This is a genomic window from Collinsella sp. OF02-10 (assembly GCF_003463445.1).
In the GTDB taxonomy this organism is placed as follows: domain Bacteria; phylum Actinomycetota; class Coriobacteriia; order Coriobacteriales; family Coriobacteriaceae; genus Collinsella.
Genome location: NZ_QSCW01000012.1, coordinates 20,864 through 47,283, shown reverse-complemented (window position 1 = coordinate 47,283; position 26,420 = coordinate 20,864). Strand labels below are relative to the sequence as shown.

Sequence of the window (26,420 nt, the reverse complement as noted above, 5' to 3'; positions counted from 1 at the left end):
ACGTAAGCGTTTGCGGTCGGTTATTTGTCCTCGAGATAGCGAGAGAGGAACTCACGAGTGCGCTGGTGTTTGGGGTTGCCGAAGAGCTCGGCCGGCGCGGCATCCTCGAGCACCACGCCCTTGTCCATAAAGACCACGCGGTCGGACACCGTGCGGGCAAAGGCCATCTCGTGCGTGACGACGACCATGGTCATGCCGTCGGCCGCGAGCTTGCGCATGACCTCGAGCACCTCGCCCACGATCTCGGGGTCGAGCGCTGAGGTCGGCTCGTCAAACAGCATGATCTGCGGATTCATGCACAGGGCACGAGCGATGGCCACGCGCTGCTTTTGGCCACCGGACAGGCGACCCACGGCGGCGTGCGCGAACTTTTCGAGTCCCACACTCGCCAGATGCTCCATCGCGACCTTCTCGGCCTCGGCCTTGCTCATCTTTTTGAGCGTGACGGGCGCGAGCGTGCAGTTGTCGAGCACATCCATGTTGTTGAACAGGTTAAAGCCCTGGAACACCATGCCGATGTCCTCGCGGAGTTTATTGATATTGCAGCGCTCGGCCGTAAGGTCCTGGCCGTGGAACCAGATGTGGCCCGCGTCCGGGGTCTCGAGCAGGTTGAGGCAGCGCAGAAAGGTCGATTTGCCCGAACCCGAAGCACCGATGATGGTGACGACCTCGCCGGGATTGACGGACAAGTCGATACCCTTGAGCACCTCGAGCGAGCCGAAGCTCTTGCGCAGGCCCTCGACGCGGATGAGTGACTCTTTAGTTTGTGCGGCGGCCGCGGTGCCGGTAGTGGCGGTATCTGCCATGATGATTCTCCTCGTCTTAAGCCTAGTTAGAGCTGGGCAGCGTGGCAGGAGCCTCGGCGCCGAGCTTTTTGCCAAAGGCCTCGAGCAGGCGGCTCGCCACGAGCGTCAGGATCAGGTAGACCACGAGCGCCACGCAGTAGACCTCCATCTGGCGGTAGTACACGCCGGCGACGGTGGTGGTGGCATACATGAGGTCGAACACGCCGATGACCGAGAGCACCGACGAATCCTTGATGTTAATGATGAGCTCGTTGGTGAGCGCCGGAATCGCGTTTTTAATGCCCTGGGGGAACACGACCTTGCGCATAGCCTGCCACTGCGAAAGCCCCAGCGAGCGCGCTGCCTCGGCCTGGCCGGGATCGATGGACTCGATGCCGCCGCGCAGGACCTCCATCATGTAGGCGGTGGAGTTGAGCGAGATGGTGACGAGGCCGGCGGTGAAGGTACTCCAAATCTGGTTGGCCTGGGCGGTCTCGAAGCCCATGCCGCGCAAAACGGTGAAGCCCGCGTAATAGATGAGCAGGCCCTGGACCATCATGGGCGTGCCGCGCACGATGGTGGAGTAGACGGTCGCAAAGCCGCGGCCGATGCTCTTAAAGAAGCGCACCAGGTCGTTGTCTACGCGGTCGAAGGTCTGAATACGCAGGAACACAAAGAGCAGCGCCAGGAAGAATGCGATGACGGTGCCGAAGGTGGCAAGCGCGATGGTGATCTCGATGCCACGGATGAAGAAGTCGCCGCTCTTGTAGGTCATGTAGACCAAGCTCGACAAAAAGTCGCTGGGGTTGGAATCCGAGACAATGCTCACCTGCACCAGATCGATAAACGACATGACGCAGCGGTCGATAAAGAAGATCGCCGCGATGGCAACCACGACATAGCTGCCCAGGCGCGCGCCGCGACGGCAACGCTCAGATGCAAACGGCGACGTTTCGCGATAGTCGTTCCAGTGCATAACCTTGGTGACGAGCGCTGCCGCCGACACGACGATCCAGGCCCAAAGAATCGCCCAAAGGCAATCCTGGAAGATGCCGGTGGGCGCCAAAAAGCTCAGCGGCGTGGGGTTGCGCTGGCTAAATGCCAAGCCGAGCGCCGCGATAACGCTCGTGCCCAGGTACACATAACGGTGGTCGGCCTTGATAAAGGAGGCCAGACGATTGATGCCTTTCATGCTGCCTCCCTATGCCGGCTGACGGTCGAGGCACGCGTCCCACATTTGGTCGCGCTCCTCTTGGCTAATGCCCTTGAGTGTCTTGTCGATGAGCTTAAGCAGTTTGTCCGAGCCCTTGCGGCAACCGACATTTGCCGTGACCTCCTGCTTAAAGCCCTCGCCCTCGGCAAAGTGGATGGGGACGATACCGGGATTTTGGGCCATATAGCCCTTTTCGTTCTCCGTGTTGTAGGTCACGGCGTCGCACGTGCCCTGCAGCAGATTCGAGAACACCGTGGGGACCGAATCGACCGGATTTTTGTGAACGACGCCCGGGATCTCGTCGATGACGGTATCGAGCATGGTGTCCTTTTGGCCGAGCACCGTGGCACCGCTGAAGTCGCTGAGCTTGGTCGCGTTTTGGTAGGGCGAGCCCTCTTTTACGAACAGGCCAAAGTAGCCGATAAAGTACGGGTCGGAAAAACCGACGGACTCCTCGCGCTCGGGCGTGGCGCTCATGCCGGCGATGATGAGGTCAATCTGGCCGTTGTTGAGCGAGTCGATAAGGCCCGAGAAGCTCTGCTTGACGGCAACGGGCTCGCCGCCGAGAGCCTTGCAGACGATCTTGGCGATCTGCACGTCGTAGCCATCGGCATAGGCGCCCTGCACGTTGTCGATGGGGATCGTGAACTCGCTGGCCTCGGAAACCTGCCAGTTGTACGGGGCGTAGGCCGCCTCCATGCCGATGCGGATCTTATCCTTGCCGATAACGGAATCGGACAGGTCATCGCGACCGCCGCCCGTCGTGGGCTGAACTACTTCCAGCGTGGAGGGACGCTGGCAGCCGGCAAGTGCGCCGGCGACGACAGAAGCGCTCGCAGCGAGAGCGCTACCCAAAAAGATGCGACGGCTGCATACCGGCTGTGGATGCGCGTCGCGCTGTTGTCGAGATTGCATCTGGTGCCTTCCCAATTTCGTTTTGCTGACAATAAGACAGGATATACGCCCGCAACCAGCAGCGCGGCATGTGCGCGAAAAATTAATAGACACACGAGGACGATTGGCGCAAAGCAGCCTGCCCCATGTACCACTTGGCATGAAAAAGGCAAGGCATAGACCTTCTGGTCATGCCTTGCCTTTTGAATGACAAATTGTCGCTCTGGGTGGCGCGCAGCGTCGACCGGTCCGTCGTTCGTTAGAACGGCGGAACCTCTAGAGCAGGGTGACGCTAAAGGAACGGATGTCGGTAGCGCCCGGTGCCAACGTGATGGTGTTGACCTTGTGCTCAAAGACATCGTCCTCGGTGTCCATGGTGGTGTGGCCGGTCCAGGGCTCGAGCGCCATAAACGGAGCGTCGTTGGCGGCAGACCACACGCCGATGTACTTAAAGCCCTCAAAGTCGATCTTGACGCCGTGGCCCGACTTGCGGCCGCGCAGCGTGAGCGTGGAGCCCGGAGTATCGGTGAACATGATGGCATCGTTATCGAAGCTGCGGTGCGTGATGGGCAGCACGTCCGAGTTATCGGGAGCCTTGTAGCTACCCTCGAACGTCATGAGACCGTCGGGCGTGATGATGGGAGCCTCGTTCGTCCAGGCCTCGGTAAACGCCAGCTCGTAATCCTCGAATACCTCGTCCTCGGCACCGGGGGCGGGCACGTTAAATGCGGGGTGGCCGCCCACCGAGAACGGCAGGTCCACGTCGCCGGTGTTCGTAACGGCAAAGGTCTGGGTAAGCGTGGCGTCGCCAGTCAGGGCATAGGTCATGTTGAGCTTAAAGTGAAACGGAAAGGCCTTGAGCGACTCGGGCGTATCGGTGATCTCGTACGTTACCGAGGAGCCGTCCTCCGAAACCTCGACCAGCTTGTGCTCGACGATGCGCGCGAGTCCGTGGCGCGGCATCTCGCAGGTGCCGGCCGCAGACGTTGCCGTGTTGTTGCGCAGCGAGCCCACAATGGGGAACAGGATAGGCGCATGCTTGCCCCAAAAGGCCGGGTCGCCCTGCCACAGATACTCGTTGCCGTTGAGGGCAAGGCTCGTGAGCTGGGCGCCCATGGAATCGATGGCCGCGGTGAGGCCGCCGCGCTTGATGGTAGTGACGGTGGACATGTTACTTCCTCCAAAAGTAAACAATAGTGTCGAGGGCTATTGTCCCACTCTTGGCGGCAAGGAGAAGCGACAGGCACAGTTATTGAACGATTGCGTAAAGGTCGAACCCGCCCTGCGGCGTGCTGTCGACCGTATCGGGCGCCTGTGAATTAAAACTCACCGGAACCATGCGCTTTGAGGCACGGTAACGCGTGCCGTCGGTGGCGACGGGCGGCTCATCGACCGTGAGCTCGTAGTCGCCGGGCTTGAGCTCGATGCCGTCACCTTCGGAATTAACGTATTGATACTCGTCGATTGCTTGTCCCTTGAGCGTGCGGCCCACGATATGGATGAGCATTTGGCTATCGCCGCGCGCGGTATCCCACGTCGCGCCGTCCTTAACCTCGACCGACACATGCACCGAGCGCGTGCGGCTGAGCGATTGTTCGACGGACATCTCGACCTTGGCGGCGTCTTGGCGCTGCTGTTCAACATGGCTCCAGACGTTTCCAATTACCGAGCATGCGATAACGCCGGCCATAAAGGCGATAAGGATGGGGCCAAGCGGAGAGCGACGTCCCGCATCTTCCTCGCGAGCCAGATCGGGGCGATGCGTGGGCGCAGGCGCCTGGGCACCCTGCGAGGGCACGTCGAGAATGCTGAAGGATGCCGTGCTGTCGGGATCGATAGTGTGACGCGGCTGCGGGGTCTTTGCCGGCGAGATGGACATGTCGGCTGGCTCACCCAGTGTGGCCGTGGCATCGGCCTTTGCCTCGTCGGCCTCAGCCTGGGCCCAAGCCTGCTCAAAGGTCAGAGGCTCGGCGGCATCGGAGGCGGCGTCAGGCTCGACAGCAGCATCGCTGCCGGTCTCGTCCTCGTCGCTCGACACGTCACGCGGCGCGGGCTCGTCCCACTCCTCGTCCGGAGCCTCGCCCTCGCTATACCACCATTCAAAGTTATCGATATCCATACGGGGCGCCCCCTTGGCCTCGCAAATAAACACTTGCTAGCCTTATACCCCCAGATGACACGGGGGCTCGCCGGCACAGACAGGAAAAGCGTCACAACATTCGACGCTTTTCCTCGTTTTCGAGATTTTCATCGAATGTTGTGACGGTTTGGGCAGCAGCCACACCACGAATGTGACGAAGGAACTGTACCTTTGTCACATTCTGTTAGAGTTGCAGGGATTGAATCCCGCTTATTCATGCGACATTGGAGTTACAACCTTGACCGCCGCAACCACGCCTAAAAGTAAGTCAACCGCCGCCGCGCTCTCCCCCGCGCGCACCAAGCTCTGCCTGGCGCTGCTCGTGCTGTTGGGATTCTCGCTCGGCTGCTCCGAGTTCGTGGTCATCGGCATCGAAAGCGACCTGGCGACGGAGCTCGGCATCTCGCTTGCCACAGCGGGCCAGCTCATCAGCGTGTTCGCACTCGTCTACGCCATCGCTACGCCGGTGCTTGCGCTCAGCACGGGACGCTTCCGCCGCTACCGGCTGCTCGTGTGCTACAGCATCGTCTTTGTGCTCGGCAACCTGGTCATGGCGTTGGCGCCCAACTTCCAGGTACTGTTTATCTCGCGCATTGTCCTGGGCTCTGTCTCGGGCGCACTGCTCGCCGTGGGCGTGACGTACATCCCCGAGCTGCTGTCCCCGCAGCAAACTTCGCTTGCCATCTCGGTGGTGTACGGTGCGTTTTCCGTGGCGATGGTCTTTGTCACTTCGATCGGCAAGTTTGTGGCCGACACGCTCGATTGGCACATGGCCATGTACGGCACGCTGACCTTTGCCGTTCTAATCTGCGGAGCGCTCGTGGCGTTTATGCCGCGCGCTGGGCAGACCGATGAGCCCGCCACCTTCCGCGAGCAGGCGGGTCTGCTACGCGAGCCGAGCATCATCACCGGCATGCTCATCTTTTTGTTTGGCGTGGGCTCGGTCTACGTATTCTACGGCTACGTGACGCCTTATCTTGAGCAGGTGCTGGGCATGGGCACGGTCGAAGCCAGTACCACGCTTATGGCCTACGGCGTGTTCTGCCTGATCTCGAACATCCTGGGCGGATGGATCGACGCGCGTTTTGGCATGAAGGCACTGCTTGTGACGTTTGTGCTGCAGGCCGCGGCGTTACTCGGGCTGTTTGCCGTGGGCGGCACCATGCCGCTCGCACTGGTCTTTGTCTTTAGCTTGGCGCTGCTCATGTACCTGTTCTCGGTGTCATGCATCACGCACTTTATGGACGTGGCTCGCAGCCGCCATCCCAAGTCGATGGTACTCGCAAGTTCGGTTGAGCCCATGGCGTTTAACGTCGGCATCTCGTTTGGCACCGCAGTGGGCGGCGCCGTGGTAAACGGAATTGGCATTGCGTACGTGGGTGCCGTGGGCGCCGCATTCTCACTTGTGGCCTGGGCGCTCACGCTGGCGACGATTAAGTTGGCTCGCTGGGAGCGCAGGCGGGCGAGGGCGTAGAGCGAGGTTCCCTCTAAAACGCCTATCGTTCCGGTCGCGACGCTTACCTGACGATAGGCTAGGCCAGCTCCTTTAGCTGTGGTTCGATCTCATGTACTTCGAATGCACGATTTTCCAGTTTTCGTGTATATGAAGTACACGAAATGCGCGGGGCAACTCAAAGGCGGCGGAAGACGCATTGTCTGTCGCCGCCTTTTATACCGGATTTTATAGATATGTGGGGCGTTTACTCCATGCCCAGCAGCTCGCGCATCTGAGTCGCGTAGTTAGATGCCATGTTGCCGTAGACAATCTGCACGCCGCCGTTGACATGCACGATGCCACGCGCTTCGAGCTTTTCGGTAAACTCGGCGTCATCAACCACCTTGTCACAGTCATTGAGCTGGATGCGCAGACGGGTGAAACAGGCCTCGACAGACTTAATATTGTTGTCGCCGCCCACTGCCTCAACGATGGCGGGAATGAGGTCGCTGATCACGGTCTTGGAAGCCTTTTCGGCCTCACCATCGGACTCCTCCTCGCGGCCGGGGGTCTTAAGGTCCTTCTTAAGAATGATGAACTTGAAGACGAAGTAGTACACCACGAAGTAGATGGGGCCAAGGAACAGGATAACCTGCCAGTTGGGGTCCTTGGCTGCACCCATGATGCCATTAAAGATGAGCGACAGGAGAGGACCGCCGAAGGACGCGGAGCCGGCGACGTTAAACTGCAGGACGTAGGTTAACGCATAGGCAAGACCAGCCGCCTGCTCGACTGGGCCGATTGCCCCGGCGACGTGGCCGATCCCTGGTACACCGGCAACTTCGATGCCACCTACCGCGACGTCCTCACCGGCTGCAACGCGCTGTTGGAGCAGCTGTAGCAATCCCCTGACGAGCCCATGCGCTCACAATGGTGTACTTAAAAATGATACGCGTCCTTCTAGTGGCATTTCATTGACCAGGGTTTTAGAAATGCGACGAGAAGGACGCATATCATTTTGAGACTTTTGAGGCGCGCAGCCTTGCTACACGCATAAACGGAAACGAGTAAAAAAGCCCCTCCCTATTTTGCTCACCAGAGAGGTTTCGACACATGTGGCGCATCTTGTTTATCCGCCATGACGTTACCTGTCGCATCCTTAGATTAATGTCTGGAACAGTGGGAATTTTCGCTTACGGAGCACGGACAGTCGTTACCTCGTGTGGAATACCCTGGGGGTATACTGGACGCTTATATTGACGAGCATAAGGAAAGGGGCAGCAATGCCAAAACACGAGGAACGCGTTTTGTCGCTTGACGGTCTTCGAGGGCTCGGGGCGCTGACGGTATTCCTGTACCACATCGATATTATGGTCAAACCACTCGGGGGGGGGACAAGTCTCTTCCCCGGTAGCGCATCGGTTCTGATTTTTTTCATCTTGTCTGGCATAGTGCTGTCCCTTGTTCCGTTTAAGCAAAAGGACGGCGGTAGCTACAACTGGCCCGGCTACTATCCAAGAAGAATCATTCGCCTTTGCGCTCCGTTGTTCGCGGCGATCGCGCTGGCTATCCCAGCGGGTTATGTGGCGTGGCACATGGGATCCACGTCGCGTTCCGCACTTGCCGTTGCCTACGACGCCGACCTGCCCACAATAATTCACGACATTCTTATGCAATTCGATGTGCTGTTCAATGTGTCCAATGGCGTCAACACCCTTTATGGTGCGCCCCTCGCACGAGTCGACTCCCCTATATGGTCTATGAGCTGGGAGCTTTGGTTCAGTCTCACGCTTCCATTGGCTATTTGGTGCATATCGCGTATTCGACGCCCTGGTTTTGCGGTCATAACGATATTCGCGGCGGTGTTTGTCTCGTATTGGTCGGGCTATTTTCCGCTGCGCCTAGGCCTCATGTTCTGGCTTGGCGTCATAATCGCCAAGCAATTCGATAAAATCAAAGCCATTAAGTTGGCTGCCCCTGTCGAGCTGGCACTGTTCATTGTTCCCGTTGGCGTTATCGAGCTGTCGCTCGTATGGCATCCCGGTGGCATTGCCGAAGCACTGCTATCTACCACCATGAACGCCGCGTGCATGACGGTCGTAGTAGTTTCGATTATCGATGGTTTTACACGCCGGGCGCTTAGCACGAGCCCGATGACTTTTTTGGGAAAGATATCGTATAGCTTGTATCTCACTCATGCCATTGTCATAGGAGGCCTCGCTGCCTTTTTACCCAAACTCGGAATTGCCACGCCGCTTGCGATTGCCGCAGCCTCATTGCTCGTAAGCACGGTTGTTGCGATCGCGTTTTGGCGCGCGGTCGAGGTTCCCAGCATGAACCTATCGCGTTCGCTGGGTAAGTTGAAACCCGATGATACTATTCGCTAAGCTATTGTAAAAACGACTTCGCTCGGAATAGGAACCGTCATGCGAAACCACCAATCCACGCAGCGTATTCTGTTTATCTGTCATGGGAACATTTGTCGCTCGACGATGGCTGAGTCGGTGCTTACCGAGCTCGTGCGCCGCGCTGGGCGCGAGGCGGAGTTTGTCATCGATTCCGCTGCAACGTCGACCGAGGAGCTTGGCAACCCGCCGCATCGTGGCACTGTTGCCAAGCTGCGCGAGGTCGGGATTCCCGTCGTAGCACATCGCGCGCGTCAGGTGCGCCGCGCGGAGTATGGCGACTGGGACCACATTGTCTATATGGACGACGAAAACGCCCGCGGCCTGTACTGTATCTTTGGCAAGGACCCCGATAGCAAGATCTCACGTCTGCTCGATTGGACCGATCGCCCCGGCGATGTGGCCGATCCCTGGTACACCGGCAACTTCGATGCCACCTACCGCGACGTGCTCACCGGCTGCACCGCTATGCTCGAACAACTGTAGGCTCGCGAGCACACGAACCGCGCCATCGACATGCAGCGAGCGAGGATTTTCTCCCGCATACAAATCGAGCGTGGATTTTCTCCCACTTTGAGCGTTCAAGTGCACTCTAAACGGGAGAAAATCCACGCTCAACTACTCGTCGACGATCTCGGCGAGCCAGACGTTTAACGTATCAACCTCGGGGCAGCAGAACTTGGCCGTACCGGGCTCGTTGCCGGGCATTCGAAACTGGCCCTAGACAGGTTTGACCTCCAACTTTATCCCCTCGGCACGGGAGTCGCCCAAAACATCCGAAAGGGCCCAAGTCGCATACAGAGGCAGATAGAGAACGGCGCCGTCGCGCTCAACGTTGCCTCTCGAGAAAACAATCCCGCGCTTTACGCCATACTCGGCCGTTTCAAGCACATGGTTCAACGCAGCGTGCGCATGGTAATAGGAGCCCGATTTAACCTCGATCGGAACAGCCGTTCCATCCGGGCCGTCGACCACAAAATCCACTTCGCCGCGCTTTTTTGTCTGATAGTAGTAAAGCTGGCGATTTTGAGCAGCCAGCTGCTGGGCCACTACGTTTTCGTACACGCCGCCGAGGTTGGGCTCCTTGCTGTCGAGGTACGCCGCCTGAGCGACCCCGACGGGATAGCGGGCCATCAGCATCCCGGTATCGGACTGGTACAGCTTGAACTGGGACGGCCGCGCCGTCTTAAGCAGGGGGGACTTGGGCTCGGTCACAATGTCGGTCTTGAGAGCGACGCCGGCATCGACAAGCCAGACAAAATCTCGCTGGTATTTCTCGTAATGCGCCTTGGGATCTATGGAGTTGAGCACGAAACGCTTGTTCTCGCCCTCCAACATGACAGGCAGTTGGTCGAAGATGCTCTGCACCTGAAGTGCGCGCCCGTTCGCGTATTTTGAGATATCCCGACGGTATTGCCCGTTCAGCTCGGACTGAAGCTGGTGGACGGACGCCAGATCACCCTGCGTGTCGAGGAATCGCTGCACGACCTCCGGCATACCGCCAACGACGATATAGGTCCTAAAGTTTGCCATCATTGCGTCGTGAATATAACCAGGAACCGGCGTCTCGTTGCGGCACGCATCGCGAATCGAGCGCCTCGCCTCTTCGCTCACCCCAATCGCCCAGCTGAACTCCTCAAAATCCAGCGGGAACATCCTGAGCTCATGGACGTACCCCACGGGATAAGACCTGACGCCCTTGAATTGGGTCCCAAGCATGGACCCCGAGAATGCCCAGCGACAACGGCCGTCCTCGACAAGGAACTTGGCCATCGTCATGATGTCCGGCGCCTCCTGCACCTCATCGATAAATACGAGAGTTTTGCCCGGCGCTATCGACTTGCCCGTGAGAAGCGTCACCCTGCTGATGAAGTCATCAGCATCCCTCGCCCCGAGAAGGGCGTCTTTTGCCTGGCGGTTTTCCGCGAGATTGAGCTCGATATAGGTTGCGTAGTTTGACTTACCGAACTCGCGAATCGAGTAGCTCTTACCGATTTGGCGAGAACCCGTGACGAACAACGCCTTTCGTTCAATGGATCTCTGCCAACAATCAAGCTCATCAGCGATTTTCCTGCGCAACATAAGCTCTCCCATCGCCTCGATAAATGAAATGCAGATATTTATATCGACTATTATCGATGAAATGCAGAGATTTTTAGCGCCTAAATCGGATGAAATGCAGAAATTTGACCTTACTCGCATATAGAATATAGACGATAAAACCTAGGCGTAAGCGAGGTCGGGATTCCCGCATATAAATCGAGCGTGGATTTTCTCCCACTTTGAGCGTTCAAGTGCGCTCTAAACGGGAGAAAATCCACGCTCATTATCTCGGTGGGAGAAAATCCTCGCTCGCCTACTCGTCGACGATTTCGGCGAGCCAGACGTTTAACGTATCGACCTCGGGGCAGCAGAACTTTGCCGTACCGGGCTCGTTGCCGGGCACGGTTCCGCCATAGCGCAGGATATCGATATAGGGAAAGCCCACATGGCAGGCCATGGCGCACATCTTGCCGCGATCTCGGTCAAAGTCAAAGACGTCGCCCGGCTTGTGACCATGGTGGCAGCGGCACGTCCCCAGCTGGTCCACGCAGCTCACGCGGATACGCGGCCGCTTGCCACGCGGCGCGCCGAGCGGCTTGTCCCCGCCCGCAGGCTTGGCACCGTTCTCGCCAGCGTTACTCATGGTCGATCACGTCCAGGCAGGCCTCGATGGGAAGGCCGGCCGACTTGTCCTCCTGGTCGGCATTGCGCTCGATGAGCTCGGCCACCACGCGCATGGCGTCGGCCGTCGCGCGCTGAAGCGTCCAGCCGCTCATCACGCGACCCATCAATACGGCCGAGAACGTATCGCCCGTACCCGGGAAATACACCGGGATCAGCTCGAAGGGGATCGTGAAATACTCGCCCGCCACATGGTCATAGCCCACCACGGCGTTCTTGCCGTCCACCTTGGCGCTCGTAATGACCACCGACCTGGTGCCCAGCGCGAGCATGGCGTCTACGAGTGCATGAGCCTCATCAGCCGTAATCTCTTCGACGATAGGCGTATCGGTGAGTAGGCATGCCTCGGTATAGTTGGGCACCGCATAGTCGGCGCATTCGACCAGGCTGCGCATAAGGCCGATGGTCGACTCGGGCACACCGGCATAGAGCTTGCCGTTGTCGCCCATGATGGGATCGACGAACACCTTGGTGCCCTTTTGCGCGCGGCGGTGGCAAAAGTCCGAGATGATACGCGTCTCTTCCTCAGTCACGATAAAGCCGGTCGAGATGGCGTCAAACTCAAAGCCGAGCTCCTCCCAGATAGCGAGGCTTTGGCGCACGTACTCGGTGGTGTCGTAGATGTAGAACTTGGGGTAGTTGAGCGTGTCGGAAACGAGCGCCGTCGGCAAGTTATGGATACGGTAGCCCATGTGCGACAGTACCGGCAGCATGGCGGAAAGCGCGACCTTGCCGTAGCCGCACATATCGTTGATCAGCAGCAGCTGAGTGTTCTTCATGAGGGTCTCCCTTGTTTCGGGCGCGGCGCGGCAGCGCCACAGTGCGACTAAGTGTAGCGCAGGGGGCATTGCGAGCGGGCGGTGGCGCCGTGGAGGTCAAATTGTTGCGGAAAGGTTTCGGAAAATGATCTTTTTTTCCTCCGTCCCCAAGGGATCACATGCACCGAAGCGGACCGTAGCGGAATCACGGGTTAAGGAAGGACGGACAGCGAAAGCGTTCCTAAGCGAGCAAGGTGACGTGAAAGAAGAGGGCATAGGCCTTGTGGCCATGCCCGACGATTGAACGTCAGATTGCCGCTTAGGAACGCTTGCAGCGTCGAGCGGTTACGGCGTTTGGTAAAACGCCGTAACTTAATAAGTTTGGTACCTTGACATTGATTTCTCACGCTCCTAAATTAGTTAGGCACAAAACAATTCCTCTACCTAACTAAAGAAAGGAGCGGCACTAATTCATGTGCGATGAACCTCTTAGCCTTTGTTCGCACGAGCCCGGCGGCGACCCATCACAGCCGGCGGATGTACCCGAAGCGGTCAGCGCCGAAGACAAACTCGCCAAGCGCATCCTGAGTGGCCTGGGCTTTTGCGGCCATTACATGCACTTTCATGGCGGAGGCGTATCCGGCAAGGCGCCCATCATCTGCCTGCTGGCCAAGCAACCCGGCGGCGAGATGTCGCAGCAGGAGCTCGGCATGCACTTTGACCTCAAGCCGGGATCGCTTTCCGAGATCCTGTCCAAGCTCGAGCTCAACGGCCTCATCGAGCGCAGCCGTAACCCCAAGGATCGACGGCAACTCACCATTCGCCTGACCGAAACCGGCCGGGAAAACGCCCGCATCGACCAGGCGGCCCGCATCCGCTTTAGAGAACGGGCCTTTAGCGCGCTCACCCACGACGAGCGCGAGGACCTCGCCGAAATGCTCGATAAAATCCGCGTAACCTGGGAGGAACTGGATGATTAAAACCCTCATGGGAAGCATCCGCGACTATATGAAAGTCACTGTTGCCACGCCGCTGCTCGTGCTTGGCGAGGTGCTCTGCGAGATGCTGATTCCATTTATCACCGCCAACCTGATCGACGCCATCAAAGACGGCGCCACCGTAGCCGAGATGCTTCCCACCGCAGGCTTTTTGGTGCTCATCGCGCTAACATCCCTTGCTTTTGGCGCCGCGGCCGGCGTCACCTGCAGCCATGCGAGCTGCGGGTTCGCCAAGAACCTGCGTCACGACCTGTTCTACAAGATCCAGACGTTCAGCTTTGCCAACATCGATGAGTTCTCGAGCTCCTCGCTCGTCACGCGTCTGACCACCGACATCAACAACGTTCAGCAGGCCTTTATGATGATCATCCGTATCGCCGTGCGCGCGCCGCTGGTCTTGATCTTCGCCTTTACCATGGCATTTATCATGGGCGGCAGCGTCGCCATGGTCTACCTGGTCATCATTCCGCTGCTGGGCTTTGGACTGTTCTTTATCATCTTTAAGGTGCGCCCCATCTTCTCGCGTGTGTTCCACAAGTACGACGCCCTTAACGAGTCCGTTGAGGAAAACGTCACCGGCATGCGCGTGGTCAAGAGCTATGTGCGCGAAGACTTTGAGAAGGAGAAGTTCGCGACCGCCGCACGCGACGTCCAGATGGACTTCACCCGCGCCGAGAAACTGCTCGCCTTTAACAACCCCATGATGAACATCTGCGTCAACGGCGCGTTTGTCGTCATCATCTACCTGGGCTCCAAGCTCATCATCACGAGCCAGGGCACGCTGTTCGACGTGGGCCAGCTCTCCTCGACCTTTACCTATGGTTTCCAGATTCTCATGAGCCTGATGCAGCTGTCGATGATCTTTGTCATGGTGACCATGGCCGACGAATCGGCACACCGCATTGCCGAGGTGCTGGCCGCCGAGCCCACGATCGCCGATCCCGCCGAGCCCGTGCTCGAGGTTGCCGACGGTTCCATCGACTTTGACCACGTGAGCTTTAAGTATTCCAAGCATGCGAAGCGCCAGGCGCTCGACGATATCGACCTGCACATTACGAGCGGCGAGACCATCGGCATCATCGGCGGCACCGGCTCGGCCAAGTCCACGCTCGTTAACCTCATCGCCCGCCTGTACGACACCACCGAAGGCGCTGTGCGCGTGGGCGGCGTGGACGTGCGCGACTACGACCTGGACGCACTGCGCCACCAGGTCGCCATGGTGCTGCAGAAAAACGTGCTGTTTAGCGGCACCATCGCCGAGAATCTGCGCTGGGGCGACCCGAACGCCACCGACGAGGAAGTCCGCGAGGCGGCACATCTGGCCTGCGCCGATGAGTTTGTCGACGGCTTCCCCAAGGGCTACGACACCTGGATCGAACAGGGCGGCTCTAATGTTTCGGGCGGTCAGAAGCAGCGCCTGTGCATTGCACGCGCCCTGCTGCGTCGCCCCAAGATCTTGATCCTGGACGACTCCACCAGCGCCGTCGACACCAAGACCGACGCTAAGATCCGCGCAGGGCTGGCAAGCTATCTGCCCAACACGACCAAGATCATCATCGCCCAGCGCATCAGCTCCGTGCAGGACGCAGACCGCATCATTGTCATGGAGGGCGGCCGCATCGCACAGATCGGCAACCATGACGAGCTACTCAAGACGAGCGAGATCTACCGCGAGACCTTTACCTCGCAAAACAAGATGTCTGCCGAGGACGAAGGGGCCGTCGAGGCCGACACCGAGGCATCCGCAACGCAAGCTCAGACCCAGGAAGGAGGCGAGGCACATGAGTAAGGCAACGACCGCCGAGCGCGCGCTCAACCGCAAGGGCGGCACCATGTCGCGCCTCATCAAGACGCTCTTTGGCTTCTATCCCGTGCTTTTGCCCCTCGTCGTCGCCGGCGTGGTGCTCTGCGCCATCATCAACTCCATCGGCGCGACCTTCCTGCAGAGCGCCCTGCAGATTATTAGCGAATCGTGGCAGTCGGGCGATTGGGAAGCCGCACAGCCCAAGATTCTGCAGCTCGTGACCACCCTCGCCTGCATCTACGGCGTCGGTGTCCTGTCCTCGCTCTTCTGGAACCGCGCCATGGCTATCGTCACGCAGGGCTCGCTCGAGAAGCTGCGCGAGATGATGTTCAACCGCATGCAGGACCTGCCGATCCGCTACTTCGACACGCACCAGCGCGGCGATATTATGAGCCACTACACCAACGACATCGATACGCTGCGCCAGATGATCAGTCAGTCGCTGCCCAACCTGCTCATGACGATCATCATCATCGTCACGGTGTTCTTTATCATGCTGTACTACAGCGTGTGGATGTGCCTGGTCATCATCGCCGGCGTCGCCTTTATGACCTTTATGACCAAGCTGCTCGGCTCCAATTCCGCGCGTTTCTTCATTGCGCAGCAAACCGAGCTCGGCGTGGTCGAGGGCCATATCGAGGAAGTCATGAACGGTCAGAAGGTCGTCAAGGCGTTCTGCCACGAGTCTGCCGCCGAGGCCGATTTTGACGAGCGCAACGAAAAGCTCTTCGAGGTCTCACAGAAGGCCAACATGTACGCCAACATCCTCATGCCCATCCTTATGAACCTGGGCAACCTGCTCTACGTGCTGGTGGCCCTTGCCGGCGGCATTTTCCTGGCGCTGGGCGTGCCCAACCTGAGCATCTCGGGCATGGCGCTGTCGATCGCCGTCGTGGTGCCGTTCCTCAACATGACCAAGCAGTTCTGCGGACAGATCGGCCAGATCTCGCAGCAGATCAACGCCGTGGTCATGGGCCTCGCCGGCGCCGACCGTATCTTTGAGCTCATCGACGAGAAGCCCGAAGCCGACGAAGGCTATGTGACGCTCGTCAACGCGCAGGTCAACCCCGATACCTGGCAGCTCGAGGAGGCCGACCACCACACCGGCATGTGGGCATGGAAGCATCCGCACCGCGCAACCGGCGAGATCGAGTACGTACCGCTGCGCGGCGACCTGGTCATGGACAACGTCGACTTTGGCTACACGCCCGACCACGAGGTGCTGCACGGCGTGTCCGTGTTTGCCAAGCCGGGCCAGAAGGTCGCGTTTGTCGGCGCCACCGGAGCCGGCAAGACGACCATCACCAACCTCATCAACCGCTTCTACGACATCGCCGACGGCAAGATCCGCTACGACGGCATCAACGTCAACAAGATCCGCAAGGCCGACCTGCGCCGAAGCCTGGGCGTCGTGCTGCAGGACGTGAACCTGTTCACCGGCACCGTGATGGATAACATCCGCTACGGCAACCTGGATGCGACCGACGAGGAGTGCATCGCGGCGGCCAAGCTCGCGGGCGCGGACGACTTTATCACCCGCCTGCCCGACGGCTATGACACCATGCTCACCGGCAACGGCGCCCAGCTGTCGCAGGGCCAGCGCCAGCTGATTTCGATCGCACGCGCCGCCGTCGCCGATCCGCCGGCAATGATTCTGGACGAGGCAACGAGCTCCATCGACACCCGCACCGAGGCTATCGTGCAGGCGGGCATGGACAAGCTCATGGAAGGCCGCACGACGTTTGTCATCGCACACCGCCTGTCCACCGTGCGCAACTCTGACGCGATCATCTGTCTGGATCACGGCCGCATCATCGAGCGCGGCAACCACGACGAGCTGATCGCCAAGCGCGGGTATTACTACCAGCTGTACACGGGAGCGTTTGAGCTGGAGTAGGAACGGTTACTGACGGAGGGTGCCCCGGGGCGTCGGGGTAATTCCTCCGTGCTCAAACATTCTCGCTTCGCTGCGAAACTGCGCGCGGAGGAAATACCCCGCCGCCCCGGGGCACCCTCCTGCGCGCAATCAGCCCGTTGTTTAAAACGGAATAAAGGTTAGTGAGGCCCTGGCCGTTTGGCCAGGGCCTCGTTTTGTGTAAGCTACTTGAGGAGTTGGGCCATGGCGTTGACGAATTTTTGTACTTGGAGGGTGGGCTCGAGCGGGTAGTGCAAGAAGACCGGCACCTCGCGGCCACATAGGAACGGCACGCCTACAAAAGCCGGGTGCACGCCCGACCACGCCCCGCAAGTGAGCACCGCGTCGCCCTTTTCCTCCGCCTCGTTAAAGAGCGCAAAGTCAAAACTGTCCACGTCGATCACGTCCACGCCGCCATCGGCCAAAAGATCGATGCGCAGGCTGTCCATGGCGTCGTTGCCGTGGCGCAGTACGCGCAGACGCATACCCTCCAAGTCGGCAACCGTAATGCGATTCTTGCGCGCCAGCGGGCTCGTGCGCGGCAGATCGATATAAAACGGCACGTTGACAATGCGGAGCTTTTGGCAGGCATCACCCCAACGTGGGGTTGAAAAACTCGATTGCACCACATCGACCTCGCGGCCCAAGCTGCGCATGACGGTCTCGCGCTCGTCGTAAAGGTCCCCCACCGGCACAATCTCAAAACGCAAGCGCGGCTCCATGTCGTGCACCTGCGGCCACAGCGCGAGCGTGTGGCGCCCCGGGCACATCATCGATACGCCCAGGCGCACCGCACCGCCATCGCCCGCCGCTCGCCGGGCGCGGCGCAACGCGTCCTCGGACTGGCGCATGATCGAGCGCGCATCGTCTACCAGCAGCGCGCCCGCCGGCGTCACTTTGACGCCCGAGTGCGAGCGTTCGAACAGCGTGATGCCGAACTCGGCCTCGAAGCCCGACACCTGCTTGACGAGCGCCGGAGTCGACACGCGCAATTTTGCCGCCGCACGCGAAAAGCTTCCCAGCTCCGCGGCGGCCGATATGGCCTCAAGTCGTCGATCGTACACGTCAATCTCCTGTTTCCAGACGTATGCCCGCGCGCTACCAAAGGGGGTTGTTTTGGCAGGTCACACACTCAATAAGGGCCAGTCATCTTGCAAACTATAAACCATAGGTTTACGCCATTCTAACAAATATGCAATTTACCTGCGCAAATGCAAAGCATACGATAACCAGCGAAAACCACGTGGGTCGATTAATGGGAGCGACCCACCGGGAGGCACAAGAAGGGAAGTTCCTATGAGCAATTGGCTTAAGCTCGAGGGCGATGTCTGCGCCGTGACCGGCGCACTCGGCGGCATGGGCGTCGAGATTTGCCGCGAGTTCGCCCGCAACGGCGCCAACGTCGTCATGCTCGACCTGGACGAGGAGAAGGTCAAGGCCGCTGCCGCCGACCTTGCTGCCGAGTTTGGCATCCACGCCGAGGGTTACAAGATGAACGCCACCGACGAGGCCGAGGTTCAGGCCGCCGTCGACGCCACCATCGCCAACTTCGGCCGCGTCGACGTTCTCGTCAACACCGCCGGCATCCTGCGCTTCGCCGCTATGGAGGACCTGCCGCTGAGCGACTGGGAGCAGGTACTCAACGTCAACCTCACCGGCTACTTCATCACCTCGCAGCGCTTTGGTCGCGAGATGATCAAGGCCGGCCAGGGTCGCCTGGTGCACATCTCGACCGTCGCCAGCCACTCCCCCGAGACGTTCTCGGGCGTGTACAGCTCCACCAAGGCGGGCGTCAACATGATGTCCAAGATGCTGGCCGCCGAGTGGGGCCCCTACGGCGTCCGCTCCAACTGCGTCGAGCCCTGCTTTGTCAAGACCCCCATGTCGGCGAGCTTTTACGCCGACCCCGAGGTCGAGAAGAGCCGCAGCCGCCTTATCGCCACGCGCCGCATCGGCGAGGTCAGCGATATCGCCAACGCCGTCATGTTCCTGGCGTCCAAGCGCTCGGACTTTACCACCGGCGACGCCATCAAGGTCGACGGCGGCTTCTCCAATATGATGGGCGACCTCACCGCCAAGCCCGGCGGCCGTCGCGCATACGCCGACAACTACCTCAAGAACAAGGGCGTCGAGCTCTGGTCCGATGAGTCCGACGTCGCAAAGCCGACTGACCAGTAAACCAGCCCGGTAGAAAGGGGCGCGGGGCAAGCACCTCAGCGGCGTTTGCCCCGCCCCTCCCCCGTATCGATTAGAAAGAGTCCAATGGCTTCCACCAACTCCAACAAGGGTCGCGCCGTCGTGCTTTCCGCCGCGTGCGTCACCATGTTCTTCATCAGCTCCATCGCGCTGTATTCCGTTGTGAGCAAGAACCTGCTCGCCGTCTATCCCGAGTGGTCCAGCGCTCTTACCTGGGCTTTCCCGGTCTTCCAGACCATCATGGCCGTGACGGGCATCTTCGCCGGCCGCATCTCCGATAAGATCGGCCCGCGCAACGTCGTGATCGCCGCCGCCGTGTGCTACGGCGTGGGCTGGTTCATGTCCGGCACCGTCACCGAGCCGTGGCAGTTCTACCTGTGGTTCTCGCTCGTCGCCGCCATCGGCAACGGCCTGGACTACAACCCCGCGCTCACCACCGGCCAAAAGTGGTTCATCGACAAAAAGGGCCTCGCCTCCGGCATCACCCTGGCCGCTTCGACCGCCGGCCCCGCCGTGCTGTCCCCGGTGCTCGCCTCGCTGCTCATCCCGAGCCTTGGCATCTTTGGCGCCCTTAAGGCACTCGGCGTCATCTTCTTTGTGACGATCGCCGCCTCCGCCCTGTTCCTGAAGGCCCCCGAGGCCGGTTGGCTGCCCGAGGGCTTCGAGGCCCCCAAGGGCGGCGCGCACGCCGGCACCTTCGGCGACCTCACCCCGGGCGAGATGGTCAAAACCCCGCGCTTCTGGGTCCTCATCGCCACCTTCGCCTTCGCCGCCACCGCGGGCACCCTGCTCGTGGGCAAGGTTGCCTCCATCGCCGCCGTCCAGCTCTTCGCCGACCCCACGAGTGCCGCAGCCGTCGCCCTCGGCGGCGTGGTCGTCTCCGTCAACACCTGCGCCAACCTGGTCGGCCGTCTGTCCTTTGGCCAGATCATCGACAAGATCGGTGCCTACAAGTCGCTGCTCATCAGCCTTGTCGTGACCATCGTCGCCCTCGTCATCATGTCGATGAGCTTTACGCAGAGCATGTTCTTTGTGGCGCTCGCCCTGCTCGGCTTTAGCTTTGGCGCCCTGCTCGTCATCTACCCGCCGCTCACCGGTGGCGCCTTTGGCACCAGCAACATCGGCGTCAACTACGGCATCATGTTTTTGGGCTACGCCGCCTCCACCTGGATCAGCCAGCCCATCACTGCCGTGCTGTATCACGCCGAGGCCGGCAGCGCCGCCTACCAGCAGTCCTTCTACGGCGCCATCGTGATTGCCGCCATCGCCGTCGTACTCACCGTCTACATGATGGTCTCCGACAGCAAGAAGAAGTCCGCCTAGTTTTACCGATGCGACAAAGGGGCAGCCCTTTTGTCGCATTCCACCGGTCACCAGTATTAAGGAGTCGAAATGTCTGAGCTCAACCCCGTCCGCATTGCCGTTATCGGCGCCGGTGCCATGGGCCGCAACCACATCCGCTTTGTCACCGAGGAGCCCGAGGCCGAGCTCGTCGCCATCGCCGACGCCTTTGAGGGCGCACGCGCCACGGCCGAGGCCGCTGGCGTGCCGTTTTACACCGATCCCGCCCAGATGATGGACGAGGTCAAACCCGAGGCCGTCATTATCGCCACCCCCAACGACCTGCACCTGGGCGTTGCTCGCGAGGCCATCAAGCGCAACATCGTGCCGCTGGTCGAAAAGCCGATCTCCAACGATCTCGAGGATGCCCAGGCCTTTGCCGCCGAGGCCGAGACCGCCGGCGTGCCCGTGCTCGTGGGTCAGCACCGTCGCCACAACCCGTTTGTGAACAAGGCCAAGGAGATCATCGAGTCTGGCGAGCTGGGCAAGCTCACCGTGTCGAGCTTCCACTACATGATCTATAAGAATGACGAGTATTTCGATGTCGAGTGGCGCCGCAAGAAGGGTGCCGGCCCGATCCTGGTTAACCTGGTTCACGACGTCGACCTGCTCCGCTATCTGCTGGGCGAGCCCGTTGCCGTCCAGGGTATGCAGTCCAGCGCCGCCCGCGGTTTTGAGACCGAGGACTCCGCCGTGGTCAACGTCCGTTTTGCCGATGGCGCGCTCGCAAGCATGACCATCTCCGATGCCACCGCCAGCCCCTGGAACTGGGAGGCGACTGCTCGCGAGGACCCGCAGTACCGCCCCTTCGACGCCGACGCCTACTTTATCGGCGGCACCAAGGGCGCCCTGTCGCTGCCCCGCCTGCACCAGTTCTCCTACGACGGCGCCTCCAACTGGCACAAGCCGCTGCAGATGGAGATTCCGGCTGTCGACCCGGCACTGCCGCACAAGATGCAGCTCAAGCACTTTGTGAAGGTCGTCCGCCGCGAGGTCGAGCCCGTCGTGACCCCCGCCGACAACGTCAAGACGCTCACGCTTCTCAACGCTATCAAGGAGGCAGCCGAGACCGGCCAGCTCGTCGAGCTGTAATGCCTTGAGAGCGGCCGCGGCAGAAACCCCATGCCGAGTCCCTCGGTCTGCCATCAACAAGTCCCTCTTCTTTGCCCCGCGAGCAGCCTCCTGCCCGCGGGGCATTTTGCTACCTTGCCAATGATTTTTCTGGGACGGGGGACTTTTTGCACCTTAGCTTGATTCGTTCGCCACGAAATGTGCCTATCTACTACGTTTAACCAATCACCCTCATCCATACCGAATTTCGCGAAATAAAAACCGCAGGTAAATGGCTTGCGCATTTTCGGAAAACCGGGGGATGGTCGACCCACACGGTTCAAACGTAGTAGATAGGCCGCTTTCGTGGTCCCGCGCCAAAACAGTCTTTTTTGAGCGAAGTGGCAGGTGGTATCCTTGGTAGCTCTGTGCTGCAAACGCACCTCAAACGCAAGGAGTCCCATGGATCTTATCGCCCAGCTCGCGCGCGAGCTCAACCTTAAGGCCGCCAACGTCGAGGCGGCCGTCAAGCTCATCGACGAGGGAAACACCATTCCCTTTATCTCGCGCTACCGCAAGGAAGCCACGGGCGGCATGGACGATGTCGCCCTGCGCGCGCTCGACGAGCGCCTGTCCTACCTGCGTAATCTTGAGCAGCGCAAAGAGGACGTCATTCTGCTCATCGGCGCCCAGGGCAAACTCACGCCCGAACTCGAGCAACAGATTCGCGAGGCCACACAGCTCCAGCGTGTCGAGGACCTCTACAAGCCCTACCGCAAAAAGCGCATGACCCGCGCGCAGAAGGCCCGCGAGGCCGGCCTGGAGCCGCTCGCCAACATGATCATCATGCAGGCCTCGGCCAAGGGCAGCGCGCTCGACGCCGCCGCGGCATACGTCAACGAGGAGGCCGGCTTCGACACGCCCGAAAAGGCGCTTGCCGGCGCGGCGGACATCGTGGCCGAGACGGTGGCCGAGGACCCCGAGAACGTCGCCGACCTGCGCGCCTTTACGCAAAACACCGCCGACATCGTCGTCGAGGCCACCGACCCCGCCGAGAAGACCCCCTACGAGCCGTACTACAGCTATGATGAGCCGCTGCGTCGCATCCCCAACCACCGTGTGCTGGCTATCGACCGCGGTGAGCGTGAGGGCAAGCTCCGCGTGCGCGTGAACGTCGACGGCGCTGCCGCTACGGCACGCCTCGGCAGCCGCTGGCCCCGTCGCCAGGGCGTGTTTGCTCCCGTCTTTAATGCCGCCATCGCTGACGGTTACAAGCGCCTCATGGCCCCCTCGCTGGAGCGCGAGGCCCGCGCCAAACTCACCGTTCGCGCCCAGACCGAGGCCATCAACGTCTTTGCCAAGAATCTCGAAGGCCTGCTCTCGGCACGCCCCGTACGCGGCGCCCGCGTGCTCGCGCTCGATCCGGGCTACCGTACCGGCTGCAAGGTCGCCGTCATGGACGAGACCGGCAAGCTACTCGACCACGGCGTGGTCTACCCCACCAAGCCGCGCCACGACGTCGCCGGCACCAAGCGCGAGCTCGCCCGCCTCGTCAAGAAGGACAGCGTCAACACCATCGTCATCGGCAACGGCACCGCCAGCCGCGAGACCGAGGAAGTCGTCTCGGAGTTTATTGCCGAGCAGGCGCCCAGCCTTCGCTACACCATCGTCAACGAGGCGGGCGCGTCGGTGTACTCCGCCTCCGAGCTCGCCAGCCAGGAATATCCCGACCTGGACGTCACCGTACGTGGCGCCATGAGCCTGGGCCGCCGCCTGCAAGACCCGCTGGCAGAGCTCGTCAAGATTCCGCCCCAGTCCATCGGCGTTGGCCAGTACCAGCACGACCTTGACCAGGCCGAGCTTTCACGCACCCTGGGCCACGTGGTGGAGGACGTCGTTAACCGCGTGGGCGTCGACGTCAACACCGCAAGCGCAAGCCTGCTGGGATACGTATCGGGCATTACGCCGAGCGTGGCCAAGAACATCGTGGCATACCGCGAGGAAAACGGCGCCTTTACCGATCGCCGTCAGCTTAAGAAGGTCCCCAAGCTGGGACCCAAGGCATATCTCAACGCCGCGGGCTTCCTGCGCATCAGCGGCGGCAAAAACCCGCTCGACGCGACAAGCGTCCACCCCGAAAGCTACGAGGTGGCCACGGCCGTCCTGGAGCGTGGCGGCGTTGCGGCAAGCGAGCTCAGCTGCGGCGGCGTGCCCGACATCGAGCGCCGCCTGGGCAGCATCTCGGCGCTGGCAAGCGACCTGGACTGCGGCACCCTCACACTCATCGACATCGTCAACGAGCTCAAAAAGCCCGGTCGCGACCCGCGCGACGACGCGCCCGAGGTAGTCTTTAGCCGCTCGGCGCTTTCGATCGACGACCTGGAGCCCGGCATGGAACTCAAGGGCACGGTGCGCAACGTCGTCGACTTTGGCGCCTTCGTCGACGTGGGCGTGCACCAGGACGGCCTCGTGCACATCTCCAAGCTGGCCAACCGCTTCGTCAAGCACCCCAGCGACGTGGTACGCGTCGGTGACACGGTCAAGGTGTGGGTTGAAAAGGTCGATCGCGACCGCAAGAAGATCTCCCTCACCATGGTGCAGGGGAAGTAAACCGCCAAGCAAGGGTCCCCCCTCTCGCGACGTGCAAAATCGCGAGTATTCTGCAAATTCCACCGTTCCGGATGCCCCTCAGAGACGAAAAAGCAAGAAACAGCCCCCGTTTTAGCGTCATCAGAGCCAAAACGGGGGCTGTTCCATGCTTCACCCAGCTGGTAAAAGCCTTTACCTTGCTGAATACTCTCAATTTTGCACGGCGCAGGCGGGGGTACCTTTGTCCACGGCAGGATATGGAAGCCTATCACCAACCTACCGGCAAGTTCGTGTCGGCAGCCCCGGCCTTTCCTTTGCCTAGCGCGACCCTCGCGAAGCGCGTGAGCGATAGGGAAAGGAAAGGCCGGGGCGAACAACCCGCGATGTAGCCAGCGTTCGCGTTACGGCAGGATATGGAAACCGAGCGAGGCGATATCCTTGGCAAAACCGCGCACGGTATCGAGCGAGACCTCGTACGGGTCACGGCCGATGTTCTTACGCTTGGCCAGGATGCTGTTGGGCACCGTGATGATCTGGCAACCGCATCCTTCCGCCTGGTAAATATTGATAAGCTCACGCGTGGACGCCCACAGGACCTCGCAGTTGGGCTTGGCGGCGGCCTTCTTCACCGACTCCGTCATAAACGGAATGGGATCGACGCCGGTGTCAGCGATACGGCCGGCAAAGAGCGAGATGATGGACGGCGTCTCGGCATCAACGGCCTCGACCATCTCGTCGACCTGCGTAGGCGTAAAGATGGTGGTGACGTTGACCTTGATGCCATCGGCCGAAAGCTTGCGCACCAGCTCGGCGGTGGACTCGCCCTTGGTAGTCACGCACGGAATCTTGACGTAGACGTTCTCGGCCCAGGTAGCGATCTCGCGGGCCTCGACCTCCATGGTCTCGACGTCGTCGGCAAAGACCTCAAACGAGACGGACACATCGGTGATGTGGGCCAGGACCTCCTTGGCAAACGCGCGGTAATCCGTCACGCCGCCCTTCTTCATAAGGGACGGGTTGGTCGTGAAACCCTGAACGTTGCCGTTCTCGTACATGTCGAGCATGCCCTCGAGGTTTGCACCGTCAGCGAACACCTTGATTGCCATCTGCCTGATTCCTTTCGCTTGCACATGGGCGATAAACTGCTAAACACTTTACCTACGTTTATCAAGGCGTGAGCTGCGGGTTTTCATCTTCTCGGCGAACGGTATAAACACCTCAGTGTTTGGATTGATAAATCGATTGAGCATGCAAACGCAAAGAGTCGCAGTTTAAGCAAACGTCAGAAGGCGAGATTCATTAGATGAGGCCGAAATGTTGCATCGCTGTGACGGTGCCATCGTGTGCGACATCGTCGGTCACGTAGTCGGCGACTGCCTTGACCTCGGGCATGGCGTTGCCCATGGCTACAGCCGTCTCGACGGCGGCGAGCATACCCAGATCGTTGCCGGAATCGCCAAAGCCAAAGGTGCGCGCGTTGCCGGTGCGACCCAGGTATTCCAGCGCTCGTGCCACGCCCACGCCCTTGTCGATGCCCTTGGGGCTCAGCTCGCGATTCTGACCACCGGTGTTGCACAGCTCAAACTCGCGCTCGATAAAGCCGTCATCGTTGGCTACGCGAGCCAGGTCGTACGCGTTAATGCACACCTTGCCTACGCGCAAGCGGCCATCGACGCGCATCTGGTCGGTGCCATGCACCACGCCGGCGCCTAGCAGAAATGACTGTTCGACACCAACTGGCTCAAGTGAATAGGTGGCACCGTTCGTCTCGAACAACGCCTCGCCGCCCGCCACAGTAATGCGACGCGCGAGCTCCTCAACAATGTCCTCGTCAATGCAGTCCTCGTGTGCCACGCGGCCCTCGACCTCGAGCGTGGCCCCCGCCATGGCAACGATACCCGCCGGATTCAGCGCGCGCAGGCCATCGGCAATCAGCCACAAGGGGCGACCCGTGCAGATAAATGCCTGGTGACCCGCATTGCGCAGGCGACCAAATGCATCGACAACGGCCTTCGACGGATGGATTGCATTGAAGTCCTTATCGGTCATATCGTCGGGATCGAACGACGTCAGCGTGCCGTCCACGTCAAAAAAGAGCACAGCGGGTTCGGGACACGCATCAATCATATGGGTTCCTTTCGAGGATAAGGGCAAACGAAGCATCCATCATATA

22 protein-coding genes and 1 pseudogene are annotated in these 26,420 nt (G+C 60.2%); 11 read left to right on the top strand and 12 right to left on the bottom strand.

The genetic code is table 11. From position 1 onward, the window contains the following. Nucleotides 1-20 precede the first annotated feature (20 nt). The 5 genes from DXA43_RS07055 to DXA43_RS07035 form a co-directional block, all read right to left on the bottom strand. A complete protein-coding gene (locus DXA43_RS07055) occupies nt 21-806 on the bottom strand; it encodes an amino acid ABC transporter ATP-binding protein (RefSeq protein WP_117564372.1) in 786 nt (261 codons plus the stop codon). A 22-nt stretch (nt 807-828) separates the two neighbouring features. Continuing rightward, nucleotides 829-1,977, bottom strand: a complete 1,149-nt coding sequence (locus DXA43_RS07050; protein ID WP_117806679.1) for an amino acid ABC transporter permease — start codon at nt 1,975-1,977, stop codon at nt 829-831. Nucleotides 1,978-1,986: 9 nt separating this feature from the next. Further along, complete coding sequence (locus DXA43_RS07045; protein ID WP_117806678.1) at nt 1,987-2,913, bottom strand: transporter substrate-binding domain-containing protein; 927 nt, start codon at nt 2,911-2,913, stop codon at nt 1,987-1,989. A 255-nt stretch (nt 2,914-3,168) separates the two neighbouring features. After that, on the bottom strand, nt 3,169-4,062 hold the full coding sequence (locus DXA43_RS07040) for an aldose 1-epimerase family protein (protein ID WP_117806677.1): 894 nt from the start codon (nt 4,060-4,062) through the stop codon (nt 3,169-3,171). 79 nt (nt 4,063-4,141) lie between these two features. Next, a complete protein-coding gene (locus DXA43_RS07035) occupies nt 4,142-5,011 on the bottom strand; it encodes a hypothetical protein (RefSeq protein WP_117806676.1) in 870 nt (289 codons plus the stop codon). A 259-nt stretch (nt 5,012-5,270) separates the two neighbouring features. On the opposite strand from DXA43_RS07035, the gene DXA43_RS07030 reads away from it, so the two are divergent. Then, nucleotides 5,271-6,506, top strand: coding sequence for an MFS transporter (locus DXA43_RS07030; RefSeq protein ID WP_233514501.1), 1,236 nt, complete (start codon nt 5,271-5,273; stop codon nt 6,504-6,506). 226 nt (nt 6,507-6,732) lie between these two features. Here DXA43_RS07030 and DXA43_RS07025 read toward each other — a convergent pair whose 3' ends face one another. Next, nucleotides 6,733-7,149 (bottom strand): glucose PTS transporter subunit EIIB, encoded by a 417-nt coding sequence (locus tag DXA43_RS07025; RefSeq protein ID WP_370448008.1) that lies wholly within the window; start codon nt 7,147-7,149, stop codon nt 6,733-6,735. Between the two features lie 87 nt (nt 7,150-7,236). On the opposite strand from DXA43_RS07025, the pseudogene DXA43_RS10600 reads away from it, so the two are divergent. The 3 genes and pseudogenes from DXA43_RS10600 to DXA43_RS07015 form a co-directional block, all read left to right on the top strand. Next, nucleotides 7,237-7,368 (top strand): annotated as a pseudogene (locus DXA43_RS10600) (low molecular weight phosphotyrosine protein phosphatase); the annotation flags it as partial. A 382-nt stretch (nt 7,369-7,750) separates the two neighbouring features. Next, nucleotides 7,751-8,854 (top strand): acyltransferase, encoded by a 1,104-nt coding sequence (locus DXA43_RS07020; protein WP_117806674.1) that lies wholly within the window; start codon nt 7,751-7,753, stop codon nt 8,852-8,854. A 39-nt stretch (nt 8,855-8,893) separates the two neighbouring features. Then, complete coding sequence (locus DXA43_RS07015) at nt 8,894-9,358, top strand: low molecular weight protein-tyrosine-phosphatase (protein WP_117806673.1); 465 nt, start codon at nt 8,894-8,896, stop codon at nt 9,356-9,358. Between the two features lie 234 nt (nt 9,359-9,592). Here DXA43_RS07015 and DXA43_RS07005 read toward each other — a convergent pair whose 3' ends face one another. The 3 genes from DXA43_RS07005 to DXA43_RS06995 all read right to left on the bottom strand — a co-directional run bounded on the left by DXA43_RS07005 (nt 9,593) and on the right by DXA43_RS06995 (nt 12,375). Next, on the bottom strand, nt 9,593-10,966 hold the full coding sequence (locus tag DXA43_RS07005; RefSeq protein ID WP_199580545.1) for an ATP-binding protein: 1,374 nt from the start codon (nt 10,964-10,966) through the stop codon (nt 9,593-9,595). A 262-nt stretch (nt 10,967-11,228) separates the two neighbouring features. Next, a complete protein-coding gene (locus tag DXA43_RS07000) occupies nt 11,229-11,558 on the bottom strand; it encodes a TIGR04076 family protein (protein WP_117766739.1) in 330 nt (109 codons plus the stop codon). Continuing rightward, nucleotides 11,551-12,375: a PfkB family carbohydrate kinase gene (locus DXA43_RS06995; protein WP_117806671.1), complete on the bottom strand. Its 825-nt coding sequence runs from the start codon at nt 12,373-12,375 to the stop codon at nt 11,551-11,553. Before DXA43_RS06995 ends, DXA43_RS07000 begins: the two co-directional genes overlap by 8 nt. 452 nt (nt 12,376-12,827) lie before the next feature. Between DXA43_RS06995 and DXA43_RS06990 the strand changes: the two genes are divergently transcribed. The 3 genes from DXA43_RS06990 to DXA43_RS06980 are packed head-to-tail and all read left to right on the top strand — an operon-like array spanning nt 12,828 to nt 17,053. Then, nucleotides 12,828-13,334 carry a MarR family winged helix-turn-helix transcriptional regulator gene (locus DXA43_RS06990; RefSeq protein WP_117806670.1) on the top strand — a complete coding sequence of 169 codons (507 nt, stop codon included), beginning with the start codon at nt 12,828-12,830 and terminating at the stop codon, nt 13,332-13,334. After that, nucleotides 13,327-15,141 carry an ABC transporter ATP-binding protein gene (locus DXA43_RS06985; RefSeq protein ID WP_117806669.1) on the top strand — a complete coding sequence of 605 codons (1,815 nt, stop codon included), beginning with the start codon at nt 13,327-13,329 and terminating at the stop codon, nt 15,139-15,141. Before DXA43_RS06990 ends, DXA43_RS06985 begins: the two co-directional genes overlap by 8 nt. Beyond that, nucleotides 15,134-17,053 (top strand): ABC transporter ATP-binding protein, encoded by a 1,920-nt coding sequence (locus DXA43_RS06980; RefSeq protein ID WP_117806668.1) that lies wholly within the window; start codon nt 15,134-15,136, stop codon nt 17,051-17,053. The genes DXA43_RS06985 and DXA43_RS06980 overlap by 8 nt, the downstream gene beginning before the upstream one ends. Before the next feature lie 203 nt (nt 17,054-17,256). On the opposite strand, the gene DXA43_RS06975 is transcribed toward DXA43_RS06980, so the two are convergent. Next, nucleotides 17,257-18,135, bottom strand: coding sequence for a LysR family transcriptional regulator (locus DXA43_RS06975; RefSeq protein WP_117806667.1), 879 nt, complete (start codon nt 18,133-18,135; stop codon nt 17,257-17,259). Between the two features lie 232 nt (nt 18,136-18,367). On the opposite strand from DXA43_RS06975, the gene DXA43_RS06970 reads away from it, so the two are divergent. The 4 genes from DXA43_RS06970 (at nt 18,368) to DXA43_RS06955 (ending at nt 24,268) form a co-directional block, all read left to right on the top strand. Next, nucleotides 18,368-19,249: an SDR family NAD(P)-dependent oxidoreductase gene (locus DXA43_RS06970; RefSeq protein ID WP_117806666.1), complete on the top strand. Its 882-nt coding sequence runs from the start codon at nt 18,368-18,370 to the stop codon at nt 19,247-19,249. 84 nt (nt 19,250-19,333) lie between these two features. Then, nucleotides 19,334-20,590 (top strand): MFS transporter, encoded by a 1,257-nt coding sequence (locus DXA43_RS06965; RefSeq protein ID WP_117806665.1) that lies wholly within the window; start codon nt 19,334-19,336, stop codon nt 20,588-20,590. Between the two features lie 69 nt (nt 20,591-20,659). After that, entirely contained in the window at nt 20,660-21,700 is a 1,041-nt protein-coding gene (locus tag DXA43_RS06960; protein WP_055286288.1) for a Gfo/Idh/MocA family protein, read from the top strand. 420 nt (nt 21,701-22,120) lie between these two features. After that, nucleotides 22,121-24,268: a Tex family protein gene (locus DXA43_RS06955; protein ID WP_117806664.1), complete on the top strand. Its 2,148-nt coding sequence runs from the start codon at nt 22,121-22,123 to the stop codon at nt 24,266-24,268. A 380-nt stretch (nt 24,269-24,648) separates the two neighbouring features. On the opposite strand, the gene DXA43_RS06950 is transcribed toward DXA43_RS06955, so the two are convergent. Both DXA43_RS06950 and DXA43_RS06945 read right to left on the bottom strand, forming a co-directional pair. Further along, on the bottom strand, nt 24,649-25,353 hold the full coding sequence (locus tag DXA43_RS06950; protein ID WP_199580544.1) for a transaldolase: 705 nt from the start codon (nt 25,351-25,353) through the stop codon (nt 24,649-24,651). 193 nt (nt 25,354-25,546) lie between these two features. Next, nucleotides 25,547-26,374, bottom strand: a complete 828-nt coding sequence (locus DXA43_RS06945; RefSeq protein ID WP_158550151.1) for an HAD hydrolase family protein — start codon at nt 26,372-26,374, stop codon at nt 25,547-25,549. Nucleotides 26,375-26,420: the final 46 nt, after the last annotated feature.